This is a genomic window from Streptomyces triculaminicus (genome assembly GCF_017349075.1).
GTDB classification, from domain to species: Bacteria; Actinomycetota; Actinomycetes; order Streptomycetales; family Streptomycetaceae; genus Streptomyces; species Streptomyces triculaminicus.
On the sequence record NZ_JAFMOF010000001.1, the window covers coordinates 872,181 to 892,617 of the forward strand.

General features: G+C 68.7%; 30 protein-coding genes. 2 read left to right on the top strand and 28 right to left on the bottom strand.

Annotated features, from left to right (window positions below; all coding sequences use genetic code 11):
- Window positions 1–86: 86 nt before the first annotated feature.
- The 4 genes from rpsI to J1792_RS04005 form a co-directional block, all read right to left on the bottom strand.
- Window positions 87–590: a 30S ribosomal protein S9 gene (rpsI, locus tag J1792_RS03990; protein ID WP_086569064.1), complete on the bottom strand. Its 504-nt coding sequence runs from the start codon at window positions 588–590 to the stop codon at window positions 87–89.
- A 39-nt stretch (window positions 591–629) separates the two neighbouring features.
- Window positions 630–1,076, bottom strand: coding sequence for a 50S ribosomal protein L13 (gene rplM / locus J1792_RS03995; RefSeq protein ID WP_086569066.1), 447 nt, complete (start codon window positions 1,074–1,076; stop codon window positions 630–632).
- 238 nt (window positions 1,077–1,314) lie between these two features.
- Window positions 1,315–2,943 carry an ABC-F family ATP-binding cassette domain-containing protein gene (locus tag J1792_RS04000; protein ID WP_207246683.1) on the bottom strand — a complete coding sequence of 543 codons (1,629 nt, stop codon included), beginning with the start codon at window positions 2,941–2,943 and terminating at the stop codon, window positions 1,315–1,317.
- A gap of 450 nt (window positions 2,944–3,393) precedes the next feature.
- Window positions 3,394–3,579, bottom strand: a complete 186-nt coding sequence (locus J1792_RS04005) for a hypothetical protein (RefSeq protein WP_207246684.1) — start codon at window positions 3,577–3,579, stop codon at window positions 3,394–3,396.
- Window positions 3,580–3,586: 7 nt separating this feature from the next.
- Between J1792_RS04005 and J1792_RS04010 the strand changes: the two genes are divergently transcribed.
- Window positions 3,587–4,369 carry a hypothetical protein gene (locus J1792_RS04010; protein ID WP_207246685.1) on the top strand — a complete coding sequence of 261 codons (783 nt, stop codon included), beginning with the start codon at window positions 3,587–3,589 and terminating at the stop codon, window positions 4,367–4,369.
- A gap of 23 nt (window positions 4,370–4,392) precedes the next feature.
- Here the strand turns inward: J1792_RS04010 and J1792_RS04015 are convergent, their stop codons facing one another.
- Window positions 4,393–5,199, bottom strand: a complete 807-nt coding sequence (locus tag J1792_RS04015; RefSeq protein ID WP_207246686.1) for a hypothetical protein — start codon at window positions 5,197–5,199, stop codon at window positions 4,393–4,395.
- A gap of 250 nt (window positions 5,200–5,449) precedes the next feature.
- Here J1792_RS04015 and J1792_RS04020 point away from each other — a divergent pair, with 250 nt between their 5' ends.
- The gene (locus J1792_RS04020) at window positions 5,450–7,576 is read left to right on the top strand and encodes a glycosyltransferase family 4 protein (protein WP_086567269.1); all 2,127 of its coding nucleotides are present in this window, start codon (window positions 5,450–5,452) and stop codon (window positions 7,574–7,576) included.
- Between the two features lie 46 nt (window positions 7,577–7,622).
- Here J1792_RS04020 and truA read toward each other — a convergent pair whose 3' ends face one another.
- The 23 genes from truA to rplP form a co-directional block, all read right to left on the bottom strand.
- Entirely contained in the window at window positions 7,623–8,477 is an 855-nt protein-coding gene (gene truA / locus J1792_RS04025) for a tRNA pseudouridine(38-40) synthase TruA (RefSeq protein WP_086567271.1), read from the bottom strand.
- A 77-nt stretch (window positions 8,478–8,554) separates the two neighbouring features.
- A complete protein-coding gene (gene rplQ, locus J1792_RS04030; protein WP_086567272.1) occupies window positions 8,555–9,019 on the bottom strand; it encodes a 50S ribosomal protein L17 in 465 nt (154 codons plus the stop codon).
- 131 nt (window positions 9,020–9,150) lie between these two features.
- Window positions 9,151–10,173 carry a DNA-directed RNA polymerase subunit alpha gene (locus tag J1792_RS04035; RefSeq protein ID WP_004946635.1) on the bottom strand — a complete coding sequence of 341 codons (1,023 nt, stop codon included), beginning with the start codon at window positions 10,171–10,173 and terminating at the stop codon, window positions 9,151–9,153.
- A 148-nt stretch (window positions 10,174–10,321) separates the two neighbouring features.
- Window positions 10,322–10,726: a 30S ribosomal protein S11 gene (rpsK, locus tag J1792_RS04040; RefSeq protein ID WP_003948617.1), complete on the bottom strand. Its 405-nt coding sequence runs from the start codon at window positions 10,724–10,726 to the stop codon at window positions 10,322–10,324.
- 68 nt (window positions 10,727–10,794) lie between these two features.
- Entirely contained in the window at window positions 10,795–11,175 is a 381-nt protein-coding gene (gene rpsM / locus J1792_RS04045) for a 30S ribosomal protein S13 (protein WP_030368393.1), read from the bottom strand.
- Window positions 11,176–11,352: 177 nt separating this feature from the next.
- On the bottom strand, window positions 11,353–11,466 hold the full coding sequence (gene rpmJ / locus J1792_RS04050) for a 50S ribosomal protein L36 (protein ID WP_003956441.1): 114 nt from the start codon (window positions 11,464–11,466) through the stop codon (window positions 11,353–11,355).
- A 59-nt stretch (window positions 11,467–11,525) separates the two neighbouring features.
- Window positions 11,526–11,747, bottom strand: a complete 222-nt coding sequence (infA, locus tag J1792_RS04055) for a translation initiation factor IF-1 (RefSeq protein WP_003956442.1) — start codon at window positions 11,745–11,747, stop codon at window positions 11,526–11,528.
- 140 nt (window positions 11,748–11,887) lie between these two features.
- A complete protein-coding gene (gene map, locus J1792_RS04060; RefSeq protein WP_086567274.1) occupies window positions 11,888–12,724 on the bottom strand; it encodes a type I methionyl aminopeptidase in 837 nt (278 codons plus the stop codon).
- Window positions 12,725–12,927: 203 nt separating this feature from the next.
- Entirely contained in the window at window positions 12,928–13,584 is a 657-nt protein-coding gene (locus J1792_RS04065; RefSeq protein ID WP_086567275.1) for an adenylate kinase, read from the bottom strand.
- Window positions 13,584–14,897, bottom strand: a complete 1,314-nt coding sequence (gene secY, locus J1792_RS04070) for a preprotein translocase subunit SecY (protein WP_086567277.1) — start codon at window positions 14,895–14,897, stop codon at window positions 13,584–13,586. Before secY ends, J1792_RS04065 begins: the two co-directional genes overlap by 1 nt.
- A gap of 226 nt (window positions 14,898–15,123) precedes the next feature.
- Window positions 15,124–15,579 (bottom strand): 50S ribosomal protein L15, encoded by a 456-nt coding sequence (gene rplO, locus J1792_RS04075; RefSeq protein ID WP_086567279.1) that lies wholly within the window; start codon window positions 15,577–15,579, stop codon window positions 15,124–15,126.
- 1 nt (window position 15,580) lies between these two features.
- Window positions 15,581–15,763: a 50S ribosomal protein L30 gene (rpmD, locus tag J1792_RS04080; RefSeq protein WP_086567281.1), complete on the bottom strand. Its 183-nt coding sequence runs from the start codon at window positions 15,761–15,763 to the stop codon at window positions 15,581–15,583.
- Window positions 15,763–16,365, bottom strand: a complete 603-nt coding sequence (rpsE, locus tag J1792_RS04085; protein WP_086567283.1) for a 30S ribosomal protein S5 — start codon at window positions 16,363–16,365, stop codon at window positions 15,763–15,765. The genes rpmD and rpsE overlap by 1 nt, the downstream gene beginning before the upstream one ends.
- Before the next feature lie 46 nt (window positions 16,366–16,411).
- Window positions 16,412–16,795 carry a 50S ribosomal protein L18 gene (rplR, locus tag J1792_RS04090; RefSeq protein WP_086567285.1) on the bottom strand — a complete coding sequence of 128 codons (384 nt, stop codon included), beginning with the start codon at window positions 16,793–16,795 and terminating at the stop codon, window positions 16,412–16,414.
- 3 nt (window positions 16,796–16,798) lie between these two features.
- Window positions 16,799–17,338 (bottom strand): 50S ribosomal protein L6, encoded by a 540-nt coding sequence (rplF, locus tag J1792_RS04095; RefSeq protein WP_086567286.1) that lies wholly within the window; start codon window positions 17,336–17,338, stop codon window positions 16,799–16,801.
- Between the two features lie 21 nt (window positions 17,339–17,359).
- On the bottom strand, window positions 17,360–17,758 hold the full coding sequence (gene rpsH / locus J1792_RS04100; protein ID WP_071964540.1) for a 30S ribosomal protein S8: 399 nt from the start codon (window positions 17,756–17,758) through the stop codon (window positions 17,360–17,362).
- A gap of 210 nt (window positions 17,759–17,968) precedes the next feature.
- Entirely contained in the window at window positions 17,969–18,154 is a 186-nt protein-coding gene (locus J1792_RS04105) for a type Z 30S ribosomal protein S14 (RefSeq protein ID WP_071964550.1), read from the bottom strand.
- A 5-nt stretch (window positions 18,155–18,159) separates the two neighbouring features.
- Entirely contained in the window at window positions 18,160–18,720 is a 561-nt protein-coding gene (gene rplE, locus J1792_RS04110) for a 50S ribosomal protein L5 (RefSeq protein ID WP_086567288.1), read from the bottom strand.
- Window positions 18,720–19,043: a 50S ribosomal protein L24 gene (rplX, locus tag J1792_RS04115; protein ID WP_086567290.1), complete on the bottom strand. Its 324-nt coding sequence runs from the start codon at window positions 19,041–19,043 to the stop codon at window positions 18,720–18,722. Before rplX ends, rplE begins: the two co-directional genes overlap by 1 nt.
- Window positions 19,044–19,046: 3 nt before the next feature.
- Window positions 19,047–19,415, bottom strand: a complete 369-nt coding sequence (rplN, locus tag J1792_RS04120; protein WP_030368406.1) for a 50S ribosomal protein L14 — start codon at window positions 19,413–19,415, stop codon at window positions 19,047–19,049.
- Between the two features lie 94 nt (window positions 19,416–19,509).
- Window positions 19,510–19,791 (bottom strand): 30S ribosomal protein S17, encoded by a 282-nt coding sequence (gene rpsQ / locus J1792_RS04125; RefSeq protein WP_086567292.1) that lies wholly within the window; start codon window positions 19,789–19,791, stop codon window positions 19,510–19,512.
- Window positions 19,791–20,015, bottom strand: coding sequence for a 50S ribosomal protein L29 (gene rpmC, locus J1792_RS04130; protein WP_030368408.1), 225 nt, complete (start codon window positions 20,013–20,015; stop codon window positions 19,791–19,793). Before rpmC ends, rpsQ begins: the two co-directional genes overlap by 1 nt.
- Entirely contained in the window at window positions 20,015–20,434 is a 420-nt protein-coding gene (gene rplP / locus J1792_RS04135; RefSeq protein ID WP_030368409.1) for a 50S ribosomal protein L16, read from the bottom strand. Before rplP ends, rpmC begins: the two co-directional genes overlap by 1 nt.
- Window positions 20,435–20,437 lie beyond the last annotated feature (3 nt).

Below are 20,437 nucleotides of genomic sequence, written 5' to 3' on the forward strand. Positions count from 1 at the left end.
CCAAGTACTGACCGGTAATGGCCGAACGCCCCGGCGGGCACGGAACGTGCCGCCGGGGCGTTCGGGCAGTGCTGCAAAGCGCGGATTTAGCGCTTGCTGTACTGCGGAGCCTTGCGGGCCTTCTTCAGACCGGCCTTCTTGCGCTCGACCGCACGGTCGTCGCGGCTCAGGAAGCCGGCCTTCTTCAGCGGGCCGCGGTTGTTGTCCACGTCCGCCTCGTTCAGGGCGCGGGCCACACCGAGGCGCAGGGCGCCGGCCTGGCCGGACACGCCGCCACCCGCGATGCGGGCGATGACGTCGTAGCGGTCGTCGAGCTCGAGCACCTTGAAGGGCTCGTTGACTTCCTGCTGGTGCACCTTGTTGGGGAAGTAGTCCTCAAGGGTGCGACCGTTGATCTTCCACTTGCCGGAGCCCGGAACGATCCGGACGCGGGCGATGGCGTTCTTGCGACGGCCCAGGCCGGCGGCCGGCTGCGGGTCGCCGAAGCGGGACGCGAGGGACTCGGAGGTGTACTCCGACTCCACGACCTCGGTCTCGGTGGTGTACTCCTCGACGCCCTCGACCGGCATCTCGGCGGTGGTCTCAGCCACGATTCTCCTCAGACTTTCTGGTTCGGCGGTGGCCGGGACTTAGCCCTGCTTGACCTGGGTGATCTCGAACGGCTGCGGCTGCTGGGCGGCGTGCGGGTGCTGGTCGCCCGAGTAGACCTTCAGCTTCGTGAGCATCTGACGGCCGAGGGAGTTCTTGGGCAGCATGCCCTTGATCGCCTTCTCGACGGCCTTCTCGGGGTTCTTGTCGAGCAGCTCGTCGTAGCGGACGGAGCGCAGACCACCCGGGAAGCCAGAGTGGCGGTAGGCCATCTTCTGGGTCTTCTTGTTGCCGGACAGGTGCACCTTGTCGGCGTTGATGATGACGACGAAGTCACCCATGTCCATGTGCGGGGCGTACACAGGCTTGTGCTTGCCGCGCAGCAGGGAGGCGGCCTGAGAGGCCAGACGGCCCAGGACGACGTCCTGCGCGTCGATGATGTGCCACTGGCGCTGGACATCGCCGGGCTTGGGGCTGAACGTACGCACGGTCGTAGCCTTCGCTTCTTCAGTGAGTGGGTCCTGACACGGCCCGCCTGGGACGATCACGCAGCAACGGCCGCACAACGGGGACGCAACCCGCGTGCCGGCCAGCGGCGATCACCCTGGCGGACAAGCGTAAGGGCCCCTCGCGTGAGAACGACCAAGCCAATACGCATAACGAACTCGTAGAGTACCGGGCGCCCACTGGCCGGGTCAAAACATGGTCCCACCGGACACCCGCGCCCTAGCGTTTACGGGCCACCCGGCCCTCGTCCCACACCGGCTCCGGGACCTCGCGGACGGTCCCGTCCGCGCCGAAGACCAGGAAGCGGTCGAACGAGCGTGCGAACCAGCGGTCGTGCGTCACCGCCAGCACCGTCCCGTCGTACGCCTCCAGCCCCTCCTGCAGCGCCTCCGCGCTCTCCAGGTCCAGGTTGTCCGTGGGCTCGTCCAGCAGCAGGGCCGTCGTCCCCACCAGCTCCAGCAGCAGGATCTGGAAGCGCGCCTGCTGCCCGCCCGAGAGCTTCTCGAAGGGCTGGTCGCCCTGCTTCTCCAGCTCGTAGCGGCGCAGCGCCGACATCGCCTGGCCCCGGTCCCGGGCGTGCTCGGTCCACAGGATGTCGGTCAGGGTGCGCCCCATGAGCTCCGGGTGGGCGTGGGTCTGCGCGAAGTGCCCGGGCACGACGCGCGCGCCCAGCTTCCACATGCCCGTGTGGGCCACCGGGTTCTCGGCGTCCCCGGCGAGCAGGCGCAGGAAGTGCGACTTCCCGGAGCCGTTCGAGCCCAGCACCGCCACCCGCTCGCCGTAGAAGACCTCCAGGTCGAAGGGCTTCATCAGCCCCGTGAGCTCCAGCTTCTCGCAGGTCAGCGCCCGCACGCCGGTGCGGCCGCCGCGCAGCCGCATCCGGATGTCCTGCTCGCGCGGCGGCTCCGGCGGCGGACCGGCCTCCTCGAACTTGCGCAGCCGGGTCTGGGCGGCGGCGTAGCGGGAGGCCATCTCGTGGCTGACCGCCGCGGCCTGCCGCAGGTTGATCACCAGCTTCTTCAGCTGGGCGTGCTTCTCGTCCCAGCGCTTGCGCAGCTCCTCGAAGCGGGCGAAGCGCTCCTTGCGGGCGTCGTGGTACGTGCCGAAGCCGCCGCCGTGCACCCATACGTCGCTGCCCGCCGGGCCCGGCTCGACGCTGATGATCTTCTCGGCGGAGCGGGCCAGCAGCTCGCGGTCGTGGGAGACGAAGAGCACGGTCTTCTTCGTCTCGCGCAGCCTCTCCTCCAGCCAGCGCTTGCCGGGGACGTCGAGGTAGTTGTCCGGCTCGTCCAGCAGCAGCACCTCGTCGGTGCCGCGCAGCAGCGACTCGAGCACCAGGCGCTTCTGCTCACCGCCGGAGAGCGTGCGCACCTTGCGCCACTGGGCCTGGTCGTACGGGACGCCGAGCGCGGCCATGGTGCAGATGTCCCAGGTGGTCTCGGCCTCGTAGCCGTGGGCCTCGGCCCAGTCGCTGAGCGCCTGCGCGTAGGCCATCTGCGCGGCCTCGTCGTCCCGCTCCATGATCGCGAGCTCGGCCACGTCGACGGCCCGGGCCGCCTCGCGGATGCGCGGGTGGGCCACGGAGACCAGCAGGTCACGGACCGTACGGTCGTCCCGGACGGATCCCACGAACTGCGGCATCACGCCGAGACCGCCGCTGACCGTCACCGAGCCGCCATGCGGCTGGAGCTCGCCGGAGATCAGCCGCAGCAGCGTGGTCTTGCCCGCGCCGTTGGCCCCGACGAGGGCCACCGAGGCCCCTTCGCCCACCCGGAACGACACATCGCCGAGCAGCGTCCTCCCGTCCGGAAGGTGATACTCCAGATGCGCCGCTTCCACATGTCCCATGAGGGCGATTCTCGCCGGTGCCGAGGGCCCTTGACCAACGGTTTACGATGCACGCCATGAGTTTCGGGCAGGCAGGGCCGTACGGGCCCCCGGGGGAGTCTCAGCCGTCCACGCCGCCGTGGGGGCCGCCGCCCCCGCCGGCGCAGCCGGCCGCACCGGGGGGCGCACCAGGGGCCGCACCGGCCCCGGCCGGGCAGACCCCGGAGGCTCAAGGGCCGCAGCAGCCCCAGCAGCCGCAGCCGCCCGCTCCGGCCCCGGCCCCCGCGCCCGCTCCGGTCCCCGCACCCGCACCCGCACCCGCACCCGCACCCGCACCGCAGCCTCCCGCCGCGCCGCAGGGCGGGGGCGCCCCCTGCCCCCGTGGCAGCCGCAGCAGCCCGCGCCCGGACACGCCCCCGACCCCCGCTCGGCCTGGGGACAGCCCCAGCCCCAGCCTCAGCCTCAGCCGGCTCAGCAGCCCCAGCCCCACCCCCAAGCCGCGGCCCAGCCCCGCACCAGCCGCAGCCGCACCCCCAGCCCCAGCCCCAGCCGCCCGTTTTCGGCGGCGGCACGCCGCACCAGATACCCGGCCCGGCGGCCAGGCCCCGACTGGAACCACCTCGCCGACTCCACCGCCGCGCGCGGCCGGCGCCGCAAGGTGCTGATGATCGGCGGCGGCGTGCTGGCCGCCGCAGCGCTGGCCGCCGTCGTGGCCACGGCCGTGGTCATGTCGGACAAGGGCGACAAGAGCAAGTCGGTCGCCGACAAGCGCCCCAGCGCCTCGGGCAGCCCCGAGCCCACCTTCTCCCCGGTGGCCCCGCCCAACCCCCGTGAGTTCATCGCCAGCCAGGACAAGGACAAGGCGCCGCTCACCACCAAGACGCTCTTCCCGCACTCCCGGCCCAGCCTCGACAAGCGCGTCTACAAGCGCGTCGACACGGCCACCACCGACGACTGCGACACGGCCGCCCAGAACGGCCTCGGCCAGGTCCTCAAGGACAGCGGCTGCCGCAAGGTGCTGCGCGCCACCTACGTACGCGACGGCGTCGCGGTCACCGTCGGCGTCGCCGTGTTCGACGACAAGGCCGCCGCCGACAAGGCCAAGGCCAAGTCCACCGGCAACATCGAGTCCCTCACCGGCGGCGACGCGCCCGACTTCTGCCGCAACACCGCCTGCCGGCTGACGGCGAACGCCGAGGGCCGCTACGCCTACTTCACCGTCGCCGGCTACACCAACGGCGAGGCCGTGCCCTCCGACGACACCAAGGCCCTCCAGGCCGGCCGGGACGTGTCCGGCTACACCTTCCGCCGCATCATGGCCCGCGCCAACGCCCAGGCGGCCGCCTCCGGCAAGCCTTCCGCCGCGGCGTCCACGAAGCCCTCGCAGCCGGCGAGCCCCTCCGGCTCGCCGTCCGGATCGGCCTCCCCCAAGAAGGAGGAGAGCTGACCGCCCGGCCACCGACCGCCCGGCTACTCCGCCGCCTCGCCGCCGTCGTCGGCACCCGCCTCCCCCGCCTCGGCGAGGTGCGGGCGGGCGGTCGCCACGACCGCCGGCCGGCCGGACCGGACCGGTCGCTCCACCTTCGCGACCTGCGCGGCCACCAGCCGCTCCGGGATCTCCACGCCCCCGGGATCGGCCAGATTGGTGGCGAAGAACATCGACAGGGTGCTCCCGCTGCGCACGACCGTGACCAGGCTCGGCGCCCGCTCGGCCGCGTTGACCAGCCGGTACGCCATGGCCTCGTCGCCGAGCGCCGGCGCGCCCAGGACCCGAACCGCCTCGAACCGCTGTGGCTCGCCCTCGCCCGTCGTCATCCCGAAGCCGTCCGCGCACTCCGCCGCGGCCTCGCGCAGCTCGCCCAGCGTCCTGCTCGCGCCGTCGCCCTCGTAGGCGGAGACCCGGATCGTGCCCAGCAGCCCCTGGGAGCCCCGGCCCCCGGCGGGCGCCGCGAACGTGTCCACGACGGACGCCACGGGCGCGGGCTGCGGCTGCGAGCCCAGCGCGACCACCAGCGGACGGCAGGCCTCCCGGTCCGTGTCCGGGCGGCCGTGCCCGGCGGTGGCCGCGGAGCCCCGCTCGATCACCAGGCCCGGCACCTCCCCCGGCCCCAGCTCCACATGCCCGAGCCGGCCGGCCTCCCGGGCCCCCACCACCCGTGGCTCGTCCTTGCCCTCGACGGTCTCGGCACTCCCGGCACCGCCCTCCGCGCCGGGCCCGCCGCCCTGACAGCCGACCACCAGCCCCAGCACCGCGGCCGTGGCGACACCCGCCGCCACCGACCGCCTCCGCACTCTTCCCCGCCTCCCAGCACCCACCGCGCCGGTCCTCCTCACACCTTCTTGCGACGTGACCCAAGCCACAATGTAGGCTGCGCAGGCAACCGAAATCCCTCCCAACGGTCTTAACCGGCGGATCGGACCGCACAACCAAACCATCGGGCCGATCAGCACGGGACGACCCGGACATCACCCAGGCCACGGGGGAAGGACGGACGCGCCGCCGACGACGGGCCGCGCACACACCGCCATGAAGATCTCTTTCCTTTTGCAGAACGCCTACGGCATCGGCGGCACGATCCGGTCCACGTTCAATGTCGCGAGCGCACTCGCCGCCCGGCACGACGTCGAGATCGTGTCCACCATGCGCACCGGCGAGAAGCCCAGCCTCCCCCTGCACCCCAAGGTCAAGCTGGTCAACCTCATCGACCAGCGGGCCGAGAAGGGCGCAGACCGCGAGAACGCCCTGCTCACGCAGGACAGCGGGTACATCCCGCCGGTGGAGGCGAAGGGCGCCCACTTCAACGCCCTCACCGACCAGCGTGTCGCCGCACACCTCGCGGAGACCGACGCCGACGTCGTGGTGGCCACCCGCCCCGGCCTGGTGATGTACCTCGCGGAGTTCGGCCAGGACCGCTATCTGCGGATCGGCCAGGAGCACCGGATCTACGGCACCCACGAGCCGACCATCCGCGCCTACCAGGACGCCGCCATCCCGCACCTGGACGCCCACACCACCGTCTCCGAGGCGGACGCGCGCACCCACCGCGAGCGGTTCCCGGACGTCAGGACCAAGCTCGTCTGCCTGCCCAACGGCTGCCCCCCGTCCGAGGTCGAGCCCTCCGACGGCAGCGCCAAGCTCGTCGTCGCCGCCGGCCGCCTCATCCCCGTCAAGCGCTACGACCTGCTGGTCAAGGCCTGGGAGACCGTCGCCGCCACCCGCCCCGACTGGAAGCTGCGCATCTACGGCCGCGGCCCCGAGCTGCCCAAGCTCCGCGCCCAGATCGATCGGCTCGGCCTCGCCGAGGCCGTGACCCTGATGGGCGCCCACTCCCCCATCGAGACCGAGTGGGCCAAGGGCTCCATCGCCGCCGTGACCTCCCGCGAGGAGTCCTTCGGCATGACGATCGTCGAGGCCATGGGCTGCGGCGTCCCCGTCGTCGCCACCGACTGCCCGCACGGCCCCGGCGAGATCATCACCGACGGCACGGACGGCCTGCTCGTCCCCGTCGGCGACAGCGACGCCATCGCCAAGGGACTCCTCAAGCTCATCGAGGACGACGAGCTGCGCCGCGCCATGGGCGCCGCCGCCAGGAAATCCGCCCAGCGATACGCCCCCGAACGCATCGCCGACGCGTACCTCGAACTGATCGACAGCCTCGGCGGCCCCCGCCCCCGCACCACCGAGCCCGCGTCCGCGCCCGCCGCCACCGCCGCCGCCGAGCCCGAGCAGATCCCGCTCGGCAAGCTGCTGCGCCGCACCGCCGGAAAGATCATCCGACCGCTGCGCCGCCCGGTGGCCAAGGCCGCCAAGCCGCCGGTCAAGACCGTCCTCAAGGACATCGTCGTCCGCAAGCCGCTGCGCCCGGTGGCCTCCTGCCGCGTCGACGCCGCCGGCGACATCCACGTCCTCGTCCAGCCCAAGGGCGTCAGCGGCGAAACGCTCTCCCTGACCGTCACCCGCCGCAAGGAGGGCAAGCCGATCGCCGTGCCGCTGCGGCCGCCCGCCACCGACGGCGCCCCCTGGACGGCCGTACTCGAACGGAGCGCGCTGCGCCTGGGCGAGGGCCGCTGGGACCTGCACGTGGTGCGCGCCGAGGACAAGGCCCGCCGCCGCGTGGTCTCGCACCTCGCCGAGGGCCGCGGCCTGGTCGAGCTCGAGCCCCTGCCGGGCGGCCCGTTCACCTGGTGGGTGCCCTACCCCACCGTCGACGGCTACCTCGCCCTGCGCGCCTGGCACCGCGACGCCCACGCCGAGGCCCGCTCGGTGCGCTCGGGCGACGACGCGCTCACGGTCGAAGGCACCCTGCACGGCGCGGAGTTCACCTCCGAGAGCAACCCCGTGGTCATCGGCACCCCGCGCGGCGAGACCGCGTCCGAGGTGTCGGCGGACGTCGAGGTCGTGGACCCCGCGTCCTTCCGCGTCACCCTCCCCTACGAGGCGCTGCGCGCCGCGCGGTCCGACGGCGAGGCCACGACGTGGGACCTGGCCCTGCGGATCACCCCCGACGCGGAGCCGATCCGCGTCGGCCGGCTCATCGGCGACATCGTCGACCGCAACAAGACCGACCTCTACCCCACGGTCTCGGGCGTCCGCCCGTACTTCACCATGTCCAGCGACCTGGCCGTGAACGTTCCCGCCACCGAAGAGGCCTGATACGACATCAGGTGGGCCTGACGCATCGCCAGGCCCACCTGATGGATCAGCAGCAGCCCGCGCCGGGAAGCGTCCGCTTGTTGCGGGCCGCCAGGTTCCGCGCCGCCAGCTCGGAGTCGGCCGGATAGCCGACCTCCTCCAGCGTCAGCCCGTGCGGCCGCACGACATGCACCGCCGAGTCCCGCACCCCGGCGGCCAGCACCTTCCCCGGCCAGTCGACCGGACGGTGACCGTCGCCGACGAACAGCATCGCGCCCACCAGCGAACGCACCATGTTGTGGCAGAACGCGTCCGCGCGCACGGTCGCTGTGATGACACCCGACGCGTCCCGCTCCCAGCTCAGCTGCTGGAGCGTGCGGATGGTCGTCGCGCCCTCGCGCTTCTTGCAGTACGCGGCGAAGTCGTGCTCGCCGACGAGCGCACGCGCGGCGGCGTTCATCGCGTCCACGTCCAACGGCCAGTCGTGCCACAGGACATGACCGCGCAACAGCGGGTCGACCCCACCGACGTGGTCGACGACCCGGTACGCGTAGCGCCGCCAGATCGCGGAGAAGCGCGCGTTGAAACCGGCCGGCGCCTCGGCGACCTTCCACACGCGGACGTCGTGCGACAGCCGGCCGGCGAGCCGGCGCAGCAGCTTGTCCTCGTGCTCGGCCCACACCTCGGCCGGCAGATCGACATGCGCGACCTGCCCGCGGGCGTGCACCCCGGCGTCCGTACGCCCGGCGACCGTCAGCTCGTACGTCTCCTGGGACCGGGTCACGGTCCGGATCGCGGCCTCGATCTCACCCTGGACCGTGCGCTGTCCCTCGCGCTGCTTCGCCCAGCCGGAGAAGTCCTTGCCGTCGTAGGACAGGTCCAGCCGCACCCGGACGAAACCGGGCGCCACCTCGTCACTCACCGAGTGTTCCTCTCAGAAATGCGGGACGGGCCCGCCCCCGGAAGGGGCGGGCCCGTCACTGACACGCATCAGCGTTGTCAGGCGTCCTTCGACTCCTCGGCCGGAGCCTCGGCAGCAGCCTCGGACTCCTTGACCGCACGCTTGGTGGCGGCCTCGGCCTCGGCGACGGTCGCCTTCTTCGCGATCTCGCCCTCGACCAGCTCGATAACGGCCATCGGGGCGTTGTCGCCACGACGGTTACCGATCTTGGTGATACGGGTGTAGCCACCCGGACGCTCGGCGAAACGCGGGGCGATCTCGGTGAAGAGGGTGTGGACGATGCCCTTGTCGGTGATCGTCTGCAGCACCTGGCGACGGTTGTGGATGTCGCCCTTCTTCGCCTTGGTGATCAGGCGCTCGGCGACCGGACGCAGGCGGCGGGCCTTGGCCTCGGTCGTCGTGATGCGGCCGTGCTCGAAGAGCGACTTGGCGAGGTTCGCCAGCATCAGCTTCTCGTGCGCGGCACCGCCGCCCAGACGGGCACCCTTGGTGGGACGCGGCATGGTGTTTCTCCTAGGTGTCTGCCCCGGCCGTATCAGGTACCGGAGTCAGTATCCGAGCGGGCGGTCGCCCGTCGAAGACCCGCGCCCCCGAAGGGGCGCGGGAAGGCTACAGAACCGTGAGGCCCGAGCTCTTAGTACTGCTCAGTCTCCACGAACCCGGCGTCCGCGTCGTCGTCGGCACCAAAGGCGTCGGCGGCAGCGGTCGGGTCGAATCCGGGCGGGCTGTCCTTGAGGGCCAGGCCCATGCCGGCCAGCTTCGCCTTGACCTCGTCGATCGACTTCGCACCGAAGTTGCGGATGTCGAGCAGGTCGGCCTCGGAGCGGGCGACGAGCTCACCCACGGAGTGGATGCCCTCGCGCTTGAGGCAGTTGTACGACCGAACGGTGAGCTCGAGCTCCTCGATCGGCAGCGCCAGGTCGGCGGCCAGGGCGGCGTCCGTGGGGGACGGGCCCATGTCGATGCCCTCGGCGTCGATGTTGAGCTCGCGGGCCAGACCGAACAGCTCGACCAGGGTCTTACCGGCGGACGCCATGGCGTCGCGCGGGCGCATGGCCTGCTTGGTCTCGACGTCGACGATCAGCTTGTCGAAGTCGGTGCGCTGCTCGACACGGGTCGCCTCGACCTTGTAGGTGACCTTGAGAACCGGCGAGTAGATGGAGTCGACCGGGATACGGCCGATCTCCTGGCCCACCTGCTTGTTCTGGACGGCGGAGACGTAGCCGCGACCGCGCTCGACGGTCAGCTCCATCTCCAGCTTGCCCTTGGCGTTCAGGGTCGCCAGGACCAGGTCGGGGTTGTGCACCTCGACGCCGGCCGGGGGGGCGATGTCCGCAGCGGTGACCAGGCCGGGACCCTGCTTGCGCAGGTACATCACGACCGGCTCGTCGTGCTCGGAGGAGACGACCAGCTGCTTGATGTTCAGGATGAGGTCGGTGACGTCCTCCTTGACGCCCGGCACGGTGGTGAACTCGTGCAGGACACCGTCGATGCGGATGGACGTGACCGCCGCACCCGGGATCGAGGAGAGGAGCGTACGACGCAGGGAGTTGCCGAGGGTGTAGCCGAAGCCCGGCTCCAGCGGCTCGATCACGAACCGCGAGCGGAACTCGTCGACGACCTCTTCGGTCAGCGAGGGACGCTGAGCGATCAGCATGGTGTGAATCCTTCAGTCATGGACACCCACTATTTGATGTCCTGAGGTACTACAAGGGTACGGGCGATACGGCCCCGAGGAGCCGTACCGCCCGTGTGCCGTTACGAAGCGGCGCGATGATGATCAGCGGGCCTCGCGGCCCGACGGATCAGACGCGGCGGCGCTTCGGCGGACGGCAGCCGTTGTGCGGGGTCGGGGTGACGTCCTGGATGGAGCCAACCTCGAGGCCGGTCGCCTGGAGCGAACGGATGGCGGTCTCGCGACCGGAGCCCGGGCCCTTGACGAAGACGTCAACCTTGCGCATGCCGTGCTCCTGCGCGCGGCGAGCGGCCGACTCGGCGGCCATCTGCGCGGCGAACGGGGTGGACTTGCGCGAGCCCTTGAAGCCGACGTGGCCGGCGGAGGCCCAGGAGATCACGTTGCCCGTGGGGTCGGTGATCGAAACGATGGTGTTGTTGAACGTGCTCTTGATGTGCGCGTGGCCGTGAGCGACGTTCTTCTTTTCCTTGCGGCGCACCTTCTTGGCAGCGCCCTGACGACCCTTGGGGGGCATGTCTTACTCCTGTGGAGTGGAGGTGATCGGTCCTACAGCGAAGACCGCTGGTGAGCGTCCGCTGCGGACTACTTCTTGCCCGGCTTCTTCTTGCCGGCGATCGCGCGACGCGGGCCCTTGCGGGTACGAGCGTTCGTGCTGGTGCGCTGACCGTGGACCGGCAGGCCACGACGGTGACGCAGACCCTGGTAGCAGCCGATCTCGACCTTGCGGCGGATGTCGGCCTGGATCTCGCGACGGAGGTCACCCTCGGTCTTGAGGTTGGCGTCCACGTACTCGCGGATCTTGACCAGGTCCTCTTCGGGAAGGTCACGAACGCGGGTGTTCGGGTTCACGCCAGTGGCGGCGAGAGTCGCCTGCGACTGGGTACGGCCGATACCGAAGACGTAGGTGAGTGCAACCTCCACGCGCTTGTCGCGCGGGATGTCAACACCGGAAACGCGTGCCATTCAATGGCTCCAGATGTTCTCGGGGGTCTGACACAGAGCCGTTCCCGGCCGCCGTACTAGGTACGTTCCGGGTCCCCGGCCCCCGCCGGAGGTGTCGCCAGCCTGGGCTGGACGGGCTCTGCGTATGTACGTATTGCTGTGCGTCGCGCGAAGAAACTGCGGAGTGCAGGTTCTGCGTCAGCCCTGGCGCTGCTTGTGGCGCAGGTTGTCGCAGATGACCATGACCCGGCCGTGGCGGCGGATCACCTTGCACTTGTCGCAGATCTTCTTGACGCTCGGCTTGACCTTCATGGGTGTGAGGTTCTCCGGGTCAGTGCCGTCACCCCACAGCGGTGGGGCGCCGACAAGATCTACTTGTAGCGGTAGACGATCCGGCCACGCGTCAGGTCGTAGGGAGAAAGCTCCACGACGACCCGGTCATCCGGAAGGATGCGGATGTAGTGCATCCGCATCTTGCCGCTGATGTGCGCGAGGACCTTGTGACCGTTCTGGAGCTCTACCTTGAACATGGCGTTCGGCAGAGACTCGATCACGGTGCCCTCGATCTCGATGGCACCTTGCTTCTTGGCCACGCTTCGCCTTTCGAATCGGCTACCTTGATCGACTCCCCCATATGCACGCAGGCATGCGGATACACGAGAGCCGACGCATCAGTCTACGTCAGGGCAACCGGAAAGCCTAATCCAGGGTGCTTGCCCCGCCGCAGAGATCCTTAAGCCAAGGGATCCGGCGCCGCCGTCACCCCGTACTGGGCCAGCTTCGCCCGGCCGCCGTCGACGGCCGTCAGGACCAGCGGGCCGTCCTCCGTCAGGGCGACGGAGTGCTCCCAGTGGGAGGACCAGCTCTTGTCGTCCGTGAGGACCGTCCAGTCGTCCGGGAGGACGTGCGTCTTCGCCGTGCCCAGGCTCACCATGGGCTCGATCGCGATGCAGAAGCCCGGCACCAGCTTCGGGCCCTTGCCGCGCTTGCGGGAGACGTAGTTCAGCAGGTGGGGGTCCATGTGCATCTCGGAGCCGATGCCGTGGCCGCCGTAGTCCTCGATGATCCCGTACTTCCCCGAGGCCGGGCGGGGCTGGCGGCGGATGTAGCCCTCGATGGCCTTGGAGATGTCCACCAGGCGGTTGCCGCCCTTGACCGCCGCGATGCCCGCCCACATGGACTCCTCGGTCACCCGGGAGAGCTCGATGAGCTCCGGAGCGTGACCGGTGCCCACGAAGGCCGTGAAGGCCGCGTCGCCGTGCCAGCCGTCCACGATGGCGCCGGCGTCGATGGAGATGATGTCGCCGTCCTTCAGGACGGTCTTCGTGTCCGGGATGCCGTGGACGACGACCTCGTTCACCGAGGTGCAGATGGTGGCGGGGAAGCCGCCGTAGCCGAGGAAGTTCGACCTGGCCCCGTGCTCGGCCAGCACCTTGCGGGCGACCTCGTCCAGGTCCTTGGTGGTGGCACCGGGCACGGCGGCCTCCCGGGTGGCCGCGTGGATGGCGGCGACGACCAGCCCCGCCTCACGCATCTTCGCGATCTGCTCCGGGGTCTTGATCTCGACCATGACGGCTGGCGCCTTTCTGAACGACGGATGAAACGTGTCCGCGGGCACCCGCCGCTCCCGGCGGCGACCCGCGGCACGGGCGGGGTGTCCGCACCCGCCCGGCGAAGCCGTGGCGGGCCGCCCGGGGCACGGGCCCGCCCGCCACAACACAATACGGCCGCGATGCCCGGCAGGGCATCGCGGCCGTATGCGACCCGAGTGGGTCAGGAACCTTCACGCTCCAGCGCGGCCATCGCGCGCTGGGTGACCTCGGCGACCTTGCCGAGCGCCGAGATCGTCACCACGAGGCCCTGGGCCTTGTAGTAGTCGATGATCGGCTCGGTCTCGCTGTGGTAGACCTCGAGCCGCTTGCGGACGGTGTCCTCGCTGTCGTCCTCGCGCTGGTACAGCTCGCCGCCGCAGGTGTCGCAGACACCCTCCGCGGCCGGCGGGTTGTAGATCGCGTGGAAGACGTGGCTGCTGTCCTTGCGGCAGATCCGGCGACCGGCGATCCGCTTGACCACCTCGTCCTCGGGGACCTCGAGGTCCAGCACCGCGTCCAGCTTGAGGTCGTCGGCCTTGAGGATCCCGTCCAGCGCCTCGGCCTGGGCGAGGTTTCGCGGGAAGCCGTCCAGCAGGAAGCCGCTCGCGGCGTCCGGCTGGTGCATGCGGTCCTTGGCCATCCCGATGGTGACCTCGTCCGGCACGAGCTGGCCGGCGCGCATGTACTCCTGGGCCTTCTGGCCCAGGGGCGTGCCCTGGCTGATGTTCGCCCGGAACAGGTCGCCCGTGGAGATGTGCGGGATGGCGAGGTTCTTGGCGAGGTACGCGGCCTGCGTACCCTTGCCGGCGCCGGGCGGCCCGACGAGGACGATTCGCATCAGCGGAGGAACCCTTCGTAGTTGCGCTGCTGAAGCTGGCTCTCGATCTGCTTCACAGTCTCAAGACCGACACCCACGATGATCAGGATGCTGGTTCCACCGAACGGAAAGTTCTGATTCGCGTTGAGTGTGACCAGTGCCACGGTGGGCACAAGGGCGATCAGACCCAGGTAGAGCGAACCCGGCCACGTGATGCGGTTCAGCACGTAGCTCAGGTACTCGGCCGTGGGACGGCCGGCCCGGATGCCCGGGATAAAGCCACCATACTTCTTCATATTGTCGGCAACTTCTTCGGGGTTGAAGGAGATGGCGACGTAGAAGAACGCGAAGAAGACGATCAGCAGGAAGTACGTGACCATGTAGATCGGGTGGTCACCCTTGACCAGGTTGGCCTGGACCCAGTTCGCCCAGTCCGCCTTGGAGCCGGTGAACTGCACGAGCAAGGCCGGGATGTAGAGCAGCGACGAGGCGAAGATGACCGGGATCACACCGGCCTGGTTCACCTTGAGCGGGATGTAGGTGGACGTGCCGCCGTAGGAACGGCGGCCGATCATGCGCTTCGCGTACTGCACGGGGATGCGGCGCTGAGCCTGCTCCACGAAGACCACCAGCGCGACCATGGCCAGACCGCAGAGGATCACCAGGCCGAATTCCAGCCAGCCGCCCATCAGCTTGCCCTGCATCTTGATCGCCCAGAGGGCGCCCGGGAAGCCGGCGGCGATGGAGGTGAACATCAGGATCGACATGCCGTTGCCGATGCCGCGGTCGGTAATGAGCTCGCCCAGCCACATGATGATCGCGGTGCCGGCGGTCATGGTGATGACCATGACGGCGGTGGCGAAGACCGACTTGTCCGGGACGATCTGGTTGCCGACGGTGCAGTTGCCGAACAGCGCGCCGTTGCTGGCGGTCGCGACGAGTCCGGTGCCCTGCAGGATCGCCAGGGCGACGGTCAGATAGCGCGTGTACTGCGTGATCTTGGCCTGGCCCGACTGGCCCTCCTTCTTGAGGGCTTCCAGACGCGGGATCACGACGGTGAGCAGCTGAAGGATGATGCTCGCCGTGATGTAGGGCATGATGCCCAGCGCGAAGATCGTGATCTGCAGCAGCGCACCACCGCTGAACATGTTCACGAGGCCGAAGAGGCCCATCCCGCTCTTGGCCTGGTCCATGCAGGTCTGGACATTGCGGTAGTCGACACCGGGCACGGGCACATGGGCGCCGAGCCGGAAGAGCACCATGATGCCCAACGTGAACAGCAGCTTCTTGCGCAGGTCGGGCGTCCTGAACGCCCGGGCGAACGCGGTGAGCACGGTGCCTCCTGCGCCTCTCACGCAGCCACGTGAGAGGTGACGGTGTTGTGGTTCGACGAATACTTAACTGTCAAGTCCACCCGGACACAGGCCGGGCGGCTCGGAGGCATGGGCCTCCACTGATACAGCAACAGTGCACGCCACCTTACCGGCGACCGTGCCCCCCTTGGAACGACCAACCGGGGATGCCCCTTTTGGGACATCCCCGGTTGTCAGATCAACGAACTCAGATGAGCTCGGAAACGCTGCCGCCGGCGGCAGCGATCTTCTCCTTGGCGGAGCTGGAGACGGCGTCCACCGTCACCTGCAGCGCCACGGTGATCTCGCCCTGGCCCAGGACCTTGACGAGCTCGTTGTTGCGCACCGCGCCCTTGGCGACCAGATCGGCCACCGTGACCTCGCCACCCTGCGGGTAGAGCGCGGCCAGCTTGTCCAGGTTCACGACCTGGAACTGCTTGTGGGCGGGGTTCTTGAAGCCCTTCAGCTTCGGGAGGCGCATGTGGAGGGGCATCTGCCCACCCTCGAAGCGCTCCGGAACCTGGTAACGGGCCTTGGTGCCCTTGGTACCACGACCGGCGGTCTTACCCTTGGACGCCTCACCACGACCGACACGGGTCTTGGCGGTCTTGGCGCCCGGGGCGGGCCGGAGGTTGTGGACCTTCAGCGGGTTGTTCTCCGCCATGTCAGTCGACCTCCTCAACCGTCACGAGGTGGCGGACGGTGTGCACCATGCCGCGGATCTCGGGACGGTCCTCCTTGACCACCACGTCGTTCATGCGCTTGAGACCAAGCGAACGAAGGGTGTCGCGGTGGTTCTGCTTGCTACCGATGTAGGACTTGACCTGCGTGACCTTGAGGCGAGCCATTACGCACCCGCCCCTGCACGCGCCCGCAGCAGTGCGGCGGGGGCGACGTCCTCCAGCGGCAGACCACGACGAGCGGCGATCTCCTCGGGACGCTGCAGTCCCTTGAGGGCCGTCACCGTGGCGTGCACGATGTTGATCGGGTTCGACGAACCGAGCGACTTCGACAGGATGTCGTGGATGCCGGCGCACTCGAGCACCGCTCGCACCGGGCCACCGGCGATAACACCGGTACCGGGGGAAGCAGGCTTGAGCAGCACGACACCGGCCGCCTTCTCGCCAGTGATCGGGTGAGGCACGGTGCCCTGGATACGGGGGACCTTGAAGAAGTTCTTCTTGGCCTCTTCCACGCCCTTGGCGATGGCAGCCGGAACTTCCTTGGCCTTGCCGTAACCGACACCGACCGTGCCGTCACCGTCGCCCACCACGACCAGCGCGGTGAAGCTGAAGCGGCGACCACCCTTGACAACCTTGGCGACGCGGTTGATCGCGACTACGCGCTCAACGTACGCGGTCTTCTCGGCGGCAGCGCCACCGTCGCGACCCTTCCGGTCCCGCCGCTCGCCGCCACCGGCACCGCTTCCGCGGCGCTGGGGTCCAGCCATTGGATTTACCTCTCTCTGTTACGTCCGCTAGCTCCGGAACCGGGGCTTAGAACTTCAGCCCGGCTTCGCGGGCGGCGTCCGCCAGAGCGGCAATGCGCCCGGCGTACTGGTTGCCACCGCGGTCGAACACGACAGCCTCGACACCGGCGGCCTTGGCACGCTCGGCAACCAGGGCGCCGACCTTCTTGGCCTGGGCGCTCTTGTCGCCCTCGCCACCGCGGATGGACGCGTCCAGGTGGGACGCCGACGCCAGGGTGTGACCCTTGAGGTCGTCGATCACCTGGGCGGTGATGCCACGGTTGGAGCGCGTCACGACGAGACGCGGGCGCTCGGCCGTACCCGACAGGTTCTTGCGGATGCGGATGTGGCGGCGGGCCTTGGCAGCGCGCTTGTACGCGTCACCCTTGGCGATCTTCACACCGTATGCCATGGCTTACTTACCAGCCTTTCCGACCTTGCGGCGGATGACCTCACCCGCATACTTCACGCCCTTGGCCTTGTAGGGGTCGGGCTTGCGAAGCTTGCGGATGTTGGCGGCAACCTCGCCGACCTTCTGCTTGTCGATGCCCTCGACGCTGAGCTTGGTGGGCGACTCGACCTTGAAGGTGATGCCCTCGGGGGCCTCGACCAGGATCGGGTGGCTGTAGCCCAGGGCGAACTCCAGGTTGGAGCCCTTCGCCTGGACGCGGTAGCCGACACCGCTGATCTCAAGAGCCTTGCTGTAGCCCTGGGTCACGCCGGTGATCATGTTCGCCACCAGCGTGCGGGACAGGCCGTGCAGGGCCTTGTTCTGACGCTCGTCGTTGGGGCGGGTGACGTTCAGGACGCCGTCCTCACCCTTGGCGATCTCGATGGGCGCGGACACGGTGTGGGTCAGGGTGCCCTTGGGACCCTTCACCGAAACCGTGCGGCCATCGATGGTGACGTCCACACCAGCGGGAACCTGGATGGGCAGCTTGCCAATACGCGACATTAGCTTTTCCTCCGTTCCCGATTACCAGACGTAGGCGAGGACTTCCCCACCCACGCCCTTCTTGCTGGCCTGCTGGCCGGTCAGGAGACCGTGGGACGTGGAGATGATCGCCACGCCCAGGCCGCCGAGGACCTTCGGCAGGTTGGTGGACTTTGCGTAGACCCGGAGGCCCGGCTTCGAGATCCGCTTGATGCCCGCGATGGAGCGCTCACGGTTCGGGCCGAACTTGAGGTCGACGACGAGCTTCTTGCCGACCTCGGCGTCCTCGACCTTCCAGCCGGCGATGTAGCCCTCCTGCTGCAGGATCTCGGCGATGTGCGCCTTGATCTTGCTGTGGGGCATCGCCACGGAGTCGTGGTAAGCCGAGTTCGCGTTCCGCAGACGGGTCAGCATGTCTGCGATCGGATCGGTCATGGTCATGTTTGGCCTTCGGCCTCTCTCGCCGTGGTTTCCTATCTGCGCCATCCCTCTCCCCGAACATCAGTCGGAGCGGGTGCGGTGCGGGGACCTACGGCGTAGTAAGACGGTCATGGGCGGCGGGCGCCCAACCCTTCAACTCTACGCGAGTGAAGGACTGGGCCCCACCATCCTTGATGCTTACCGAGAGCCCTGGTCAACCCAAGTGGGTTGTTACCAGGAGCTCTTGGTCACGCCCGGCAGCTCGCCACGGTGAGCCATCTCACGAAGGCACACGCGGCAGAGGCCGAACTTGCGGTACACGGAGTGCGGACGGCCGCAGCGGTTGCAACGGGTGTACGCACGGACCGCGAACTTGGGCTTGCGCGCGGCCTTCGCGATCAGAGACTTCTTCGCCATCTCGGTCACGCCTCCTTGAAGGGGAAGCCGAGGTGACGGAGGAGGGCGCGGCCCTCGTCGTCGTTGGTCGCCGTGGTCACCACGGTGATGTCCATACCCCGGACACGGTCGATCTTGTCCTGGTCGATCTCGTGGAACATGACCTGCTCCGTGAGACCGAAGGTGTAGTTGCCCCGACCGTCGAACTGCTTCGGGGACAGACCACGGAAGTCGCGGATGCGCGGCAGCGCGAGCGACAGGGTACGGTCCAGGAACTCCCACATGCGGTCACCACGGAGGGTGACGTGGGCGCCGATCGGCTGGCCCTCACGCAGCTTGAACTGCGCGATGGACTTGCGAGCCTTGGTGACGGCGGGCTTCTGGCCCGTGATCGTGGTGAGGTCGCGGATGGCGCCCTCGATCAGCTTGGAGTCGCGGGCGGCGTCGCCCACACCCATGTTGACCACGATCTTGGTCAGGCCGGGAACCTGCATGATGTTCTCGTAGGAGAACTCCTCACGCAGCTTGCCGACGATCTCTTCGCGGTAGCGCAGCTTGAGACGCGGCGCGTTGGTGGTGGCAGTCATCAGATGTCCTCACCGGTGCGCTTGGCAACGCGGATCTTGTTGCCGTTCTCGTCGAAGCGGTAACCGACACGCGTGACGACCTTCTTGCCGTCCTTCTCCACGATGAGCTGAACGTTGCTCACGTGGATGGGGGCCTCGGTCGTGACAATGCCGCCGGTCTGCGAACCACGAGCGGTCTGGCCGGCCTTGGTGTGCTTCTTGACCCGGTTGACACCCTCGACGAGGACGCGGTTCTCGCTGGGCATGGCCACGATGACCTTGCCCTGCTTGCCCTTGTCCTTACCGGTGATGACCTGGACCAGGTCGCCCTTCTTGATCTTCATCGGTTACAGCACCTCCGGCGCGAGCGAGACGATCTTCATGAACTTCTTCTCGCGCAGCTCTCGGCCCACGGGGCCGAAGATACGGGTGCCGCGGGGGTCACCGTCATTCTTGAGAACGACAGCGGCGTTCTCGTCGAAACGGATGTACGAGCCATCCGGACGGCGGCGCTCCTTGACGGTGCGAACGATGACGGCCTTGATGACGTCACCCTTCTTCACGTTGCCACCGGGGATCGCGTCCTTGACGGTGGCGACGATGACGTCACCGATGCCCGCGTAGCGGCGACCCGAACCACCGAGAACACGGATGCAAAGGATCTCCTTGGCACCAGTGTTGTCGGCGACCCGAAGTCGCGACTCCTGCTGGATCACGTCTATCTCCTGATCGTCTGCCGGTTCCCGGCAGGGGCTCCGAGGAGCCCCTGCCGAGCCTGGCGGAACTTATCCGAGGGAAACCCCTCAGAAATTACTTGGCCTTCTCGAGGATCTCGACGACGCGCCAGCGCTTGGACGCCGACAGCGGACGCGTCTCCATCAGGAGGACGCGGTCGCCGACGCCGGCAGCGTTCTGCTCGTCGTGCGCCTTGAGCTTGTTCGTACGGCGGATGACCTTGCCGTACAGCGCGTGCTTGACGCGGTCCTCGACGGCGACGACGACGGTCTTGTCCATCTTGTCGCTGACGACGAGACCCTCGCGGGTCTTGCGGAAACCGCGCTCGTTCGTCTCAGTCACATTCTTCTCGCTCATCAGGCGCTCTCCACCGTCTCGATGCCCAGCTCGCGCTCGCGCATCAGGGTGTAGATCCGGGCGATGTCCTTACGGACGGACTTGAGCCGACCGTGGTTCTCAAGCTGCCCGGTCGCCGCCTGGAAGCGGAGGTTGAACAGCTCTTCCTTGGCCTCACGGAGCTTCGCGACGAGGTCCTCGTCGTTGAGCTCGCGCAGCTCGGTCGCCTTGATACCAGCGGCCATCACGACTCACCTGCCTCGCGCCGAACAATGCGGCACTTCATCGGAAGCTTGTGGGCGGCGCGGGTGAGCGCCTCCTTAGCGACCTTTTCATTCGGGAAGGACAGCTCGAACATCACCCGACCGGGCTTGACGTTCGCGATCCACCACTCCGGAGAACCCTTACCGGAACCCATGCGGGTCTCGGCCGGCTTCTTCGTCAGCGGACGGTCCGGGTAGATGTTGATCCAGACCTTGCCGCCACGCTTGATGTGACGGGTCATGGCGATACGAGCGGACTCGATCTGCCGGTTCGTCACGTAGGCCGGGGTCAGGGCCTGGATGCCGTACTCACCGAACGCGAGCTCGGTGCCACCCTTGGCCATGCCGTTCCGCTTGGGGTGGTGCTGCTTGCGGTGCTTGACCCTGCGAGGGATCAGCATGTC

Bases quoted from the DNA above. Each gene is read 5' to 3' on its own strand.
- J1792_RS04000 (WP_207246683.1), bottom strand. From the start codon at position 2,943: ATGGGACATGTGGAAGCGGCGCATCTGGAGTATCACCTTCCGGACGGG.
- J1792_RS04010 (WP_207246685.1), top strand. From the start codon at position 3,587: ATGATCGGCGGCGGCGTGCTGGCCGCCGCAGCGCTGGCCGCCGTCGTG.
- J1792_RS04020 (WP_086567269.1), top strand. From the start codon at position 5,450: ATGAAGATCTCTTTCCTTTTGCAGAACGCCTACGGCATCGGCGGCACG.
- rplQ (WP_086567272.1), bottom strand. From the start codon at position 9,019: ATGCCGCGTCCCACCAAGGGTGCCCGTCTGGGCGGCGGTGCCGCGCAC.
- J1792_RS04035 (WP_004946635.1), bottom strand. From the start codon at position 10,173: ATGCTGATCGCTCAGCGTCCCTCGCTGACCGAAGAGGTCGTCGACGAG.
- rpsK (WP_003948617.1), bottom strand. From the start codon at position 10,726: ATGCCCCCCAAGGGTCGTCAGGGCGCTGCCAAGAAGGTGCGCCGCAAG.
- rpsM (WP_030368393.1), bottom strand. From the start codon at position 11,175: ATGGCACGCGTTTCCGGTGTTGACATCCCGCGCGACAAGCGCGTGGAG.
- rpmJ (WP_003956441.1), bottom strand. From the start codon at position 11,466: ATGAAGGTCAAGCCGAGCGTCAAGAAGATCTGCGACAAGTGCAAGGTG.
- map (WP_086567274.1), bottom strand. From the start codon at position 12,724: ATGGTCGAGATCAAGACCCCGGAGCAGATCGCGAAGATGCGTGAGGCG.
- J1792_RS04065 (WP_086567275.1), bottom strand. From the start codon at position 13,584: ATGCGAATCGTCCTCGTCGGGCCGCCCGGCGCCGGCAAGGGTACGCAG.
- rplO (WP_086567279.1), bottom strand. From the start codon at position 15,579: ATGGCGGAGAACAACCCGCTGAAGGTCCACAACCTCCGGCCCGCCCCG.
- rpmD (WP_086567281.1), bottom strand. From the start codon at position 15,763: ATGGCTCGCCTCAAGGTCACGCAGGTCAAGTCCTACATCGGTAGCAAG.
- rpsE (WP_086567283.1), bottom strand. From the start codon at position 16,365: ATGGCTGGACCCCAGCGCCGCGGAAGCGGTGCCGGTGGCGGCGAGCGG.
- rplR (WP_086567285.1), bottom strand. From the start codon at position 16,795: ATGGCATACGGTGTGAAGATCGCCAAGGGTGACGCGTACAAGCGCGCT.
- rplF (WP_086567286.1), bottom strand. From the start codon at position 17,338: ATGTCGCGTATTGGCAAGCTGCCCATCCAGGTTCCCGCTGGTGTGGAC.
- rpsH (WP_071964540.1), bottom strand. From the start codon at position 17,758: ATGACCATGACCGATCCGATCGCAGACATGCTGACCCGTCTGCGGAAC.
- J1792_RS04105 (WP_071964550.1), bottom strand. From the start codon at position 18,154: ATGGCGAAGAAGTCTCTGATCGCGAAGGCCGCGCGCAAGCCCAAGTTC.
- rplE (WP_086567288.1), bottom strand. From the start codon at position 18,720: ATGACTGCCACCACCAACGCGCCGCGTCTCAAGCTGCGCTACCGCGAA.
- rplX (WP_086567290.1), bottom strand. From the start codon at position 19,043: ATGAAGATCAAGAAGGGCGACCTGGTCCAGGTCATCACCGGTAAGGAC.
- rpsQ (WP_086567292.1), bottom strand. From the start codon at position 19,791: ATGAGCGAGAAGAATGTGACTGAGACGAACGAGCGCGGTTTCCGCAAG.
- rpmC (WP_030368408.1), bottom strand. From the start codon at position 20,015: ATGGCCGCTGGTATCAAGGCGACCGAGCTGCGCGAGCTCAACGACGAG.
- rplP (WP_030368409.1), bottom strand. From the start codon at position 20,434: ATGCTGATCCCTCGCAGGGTCAAGCACCGCAAGCAGCACCACCCCAAG.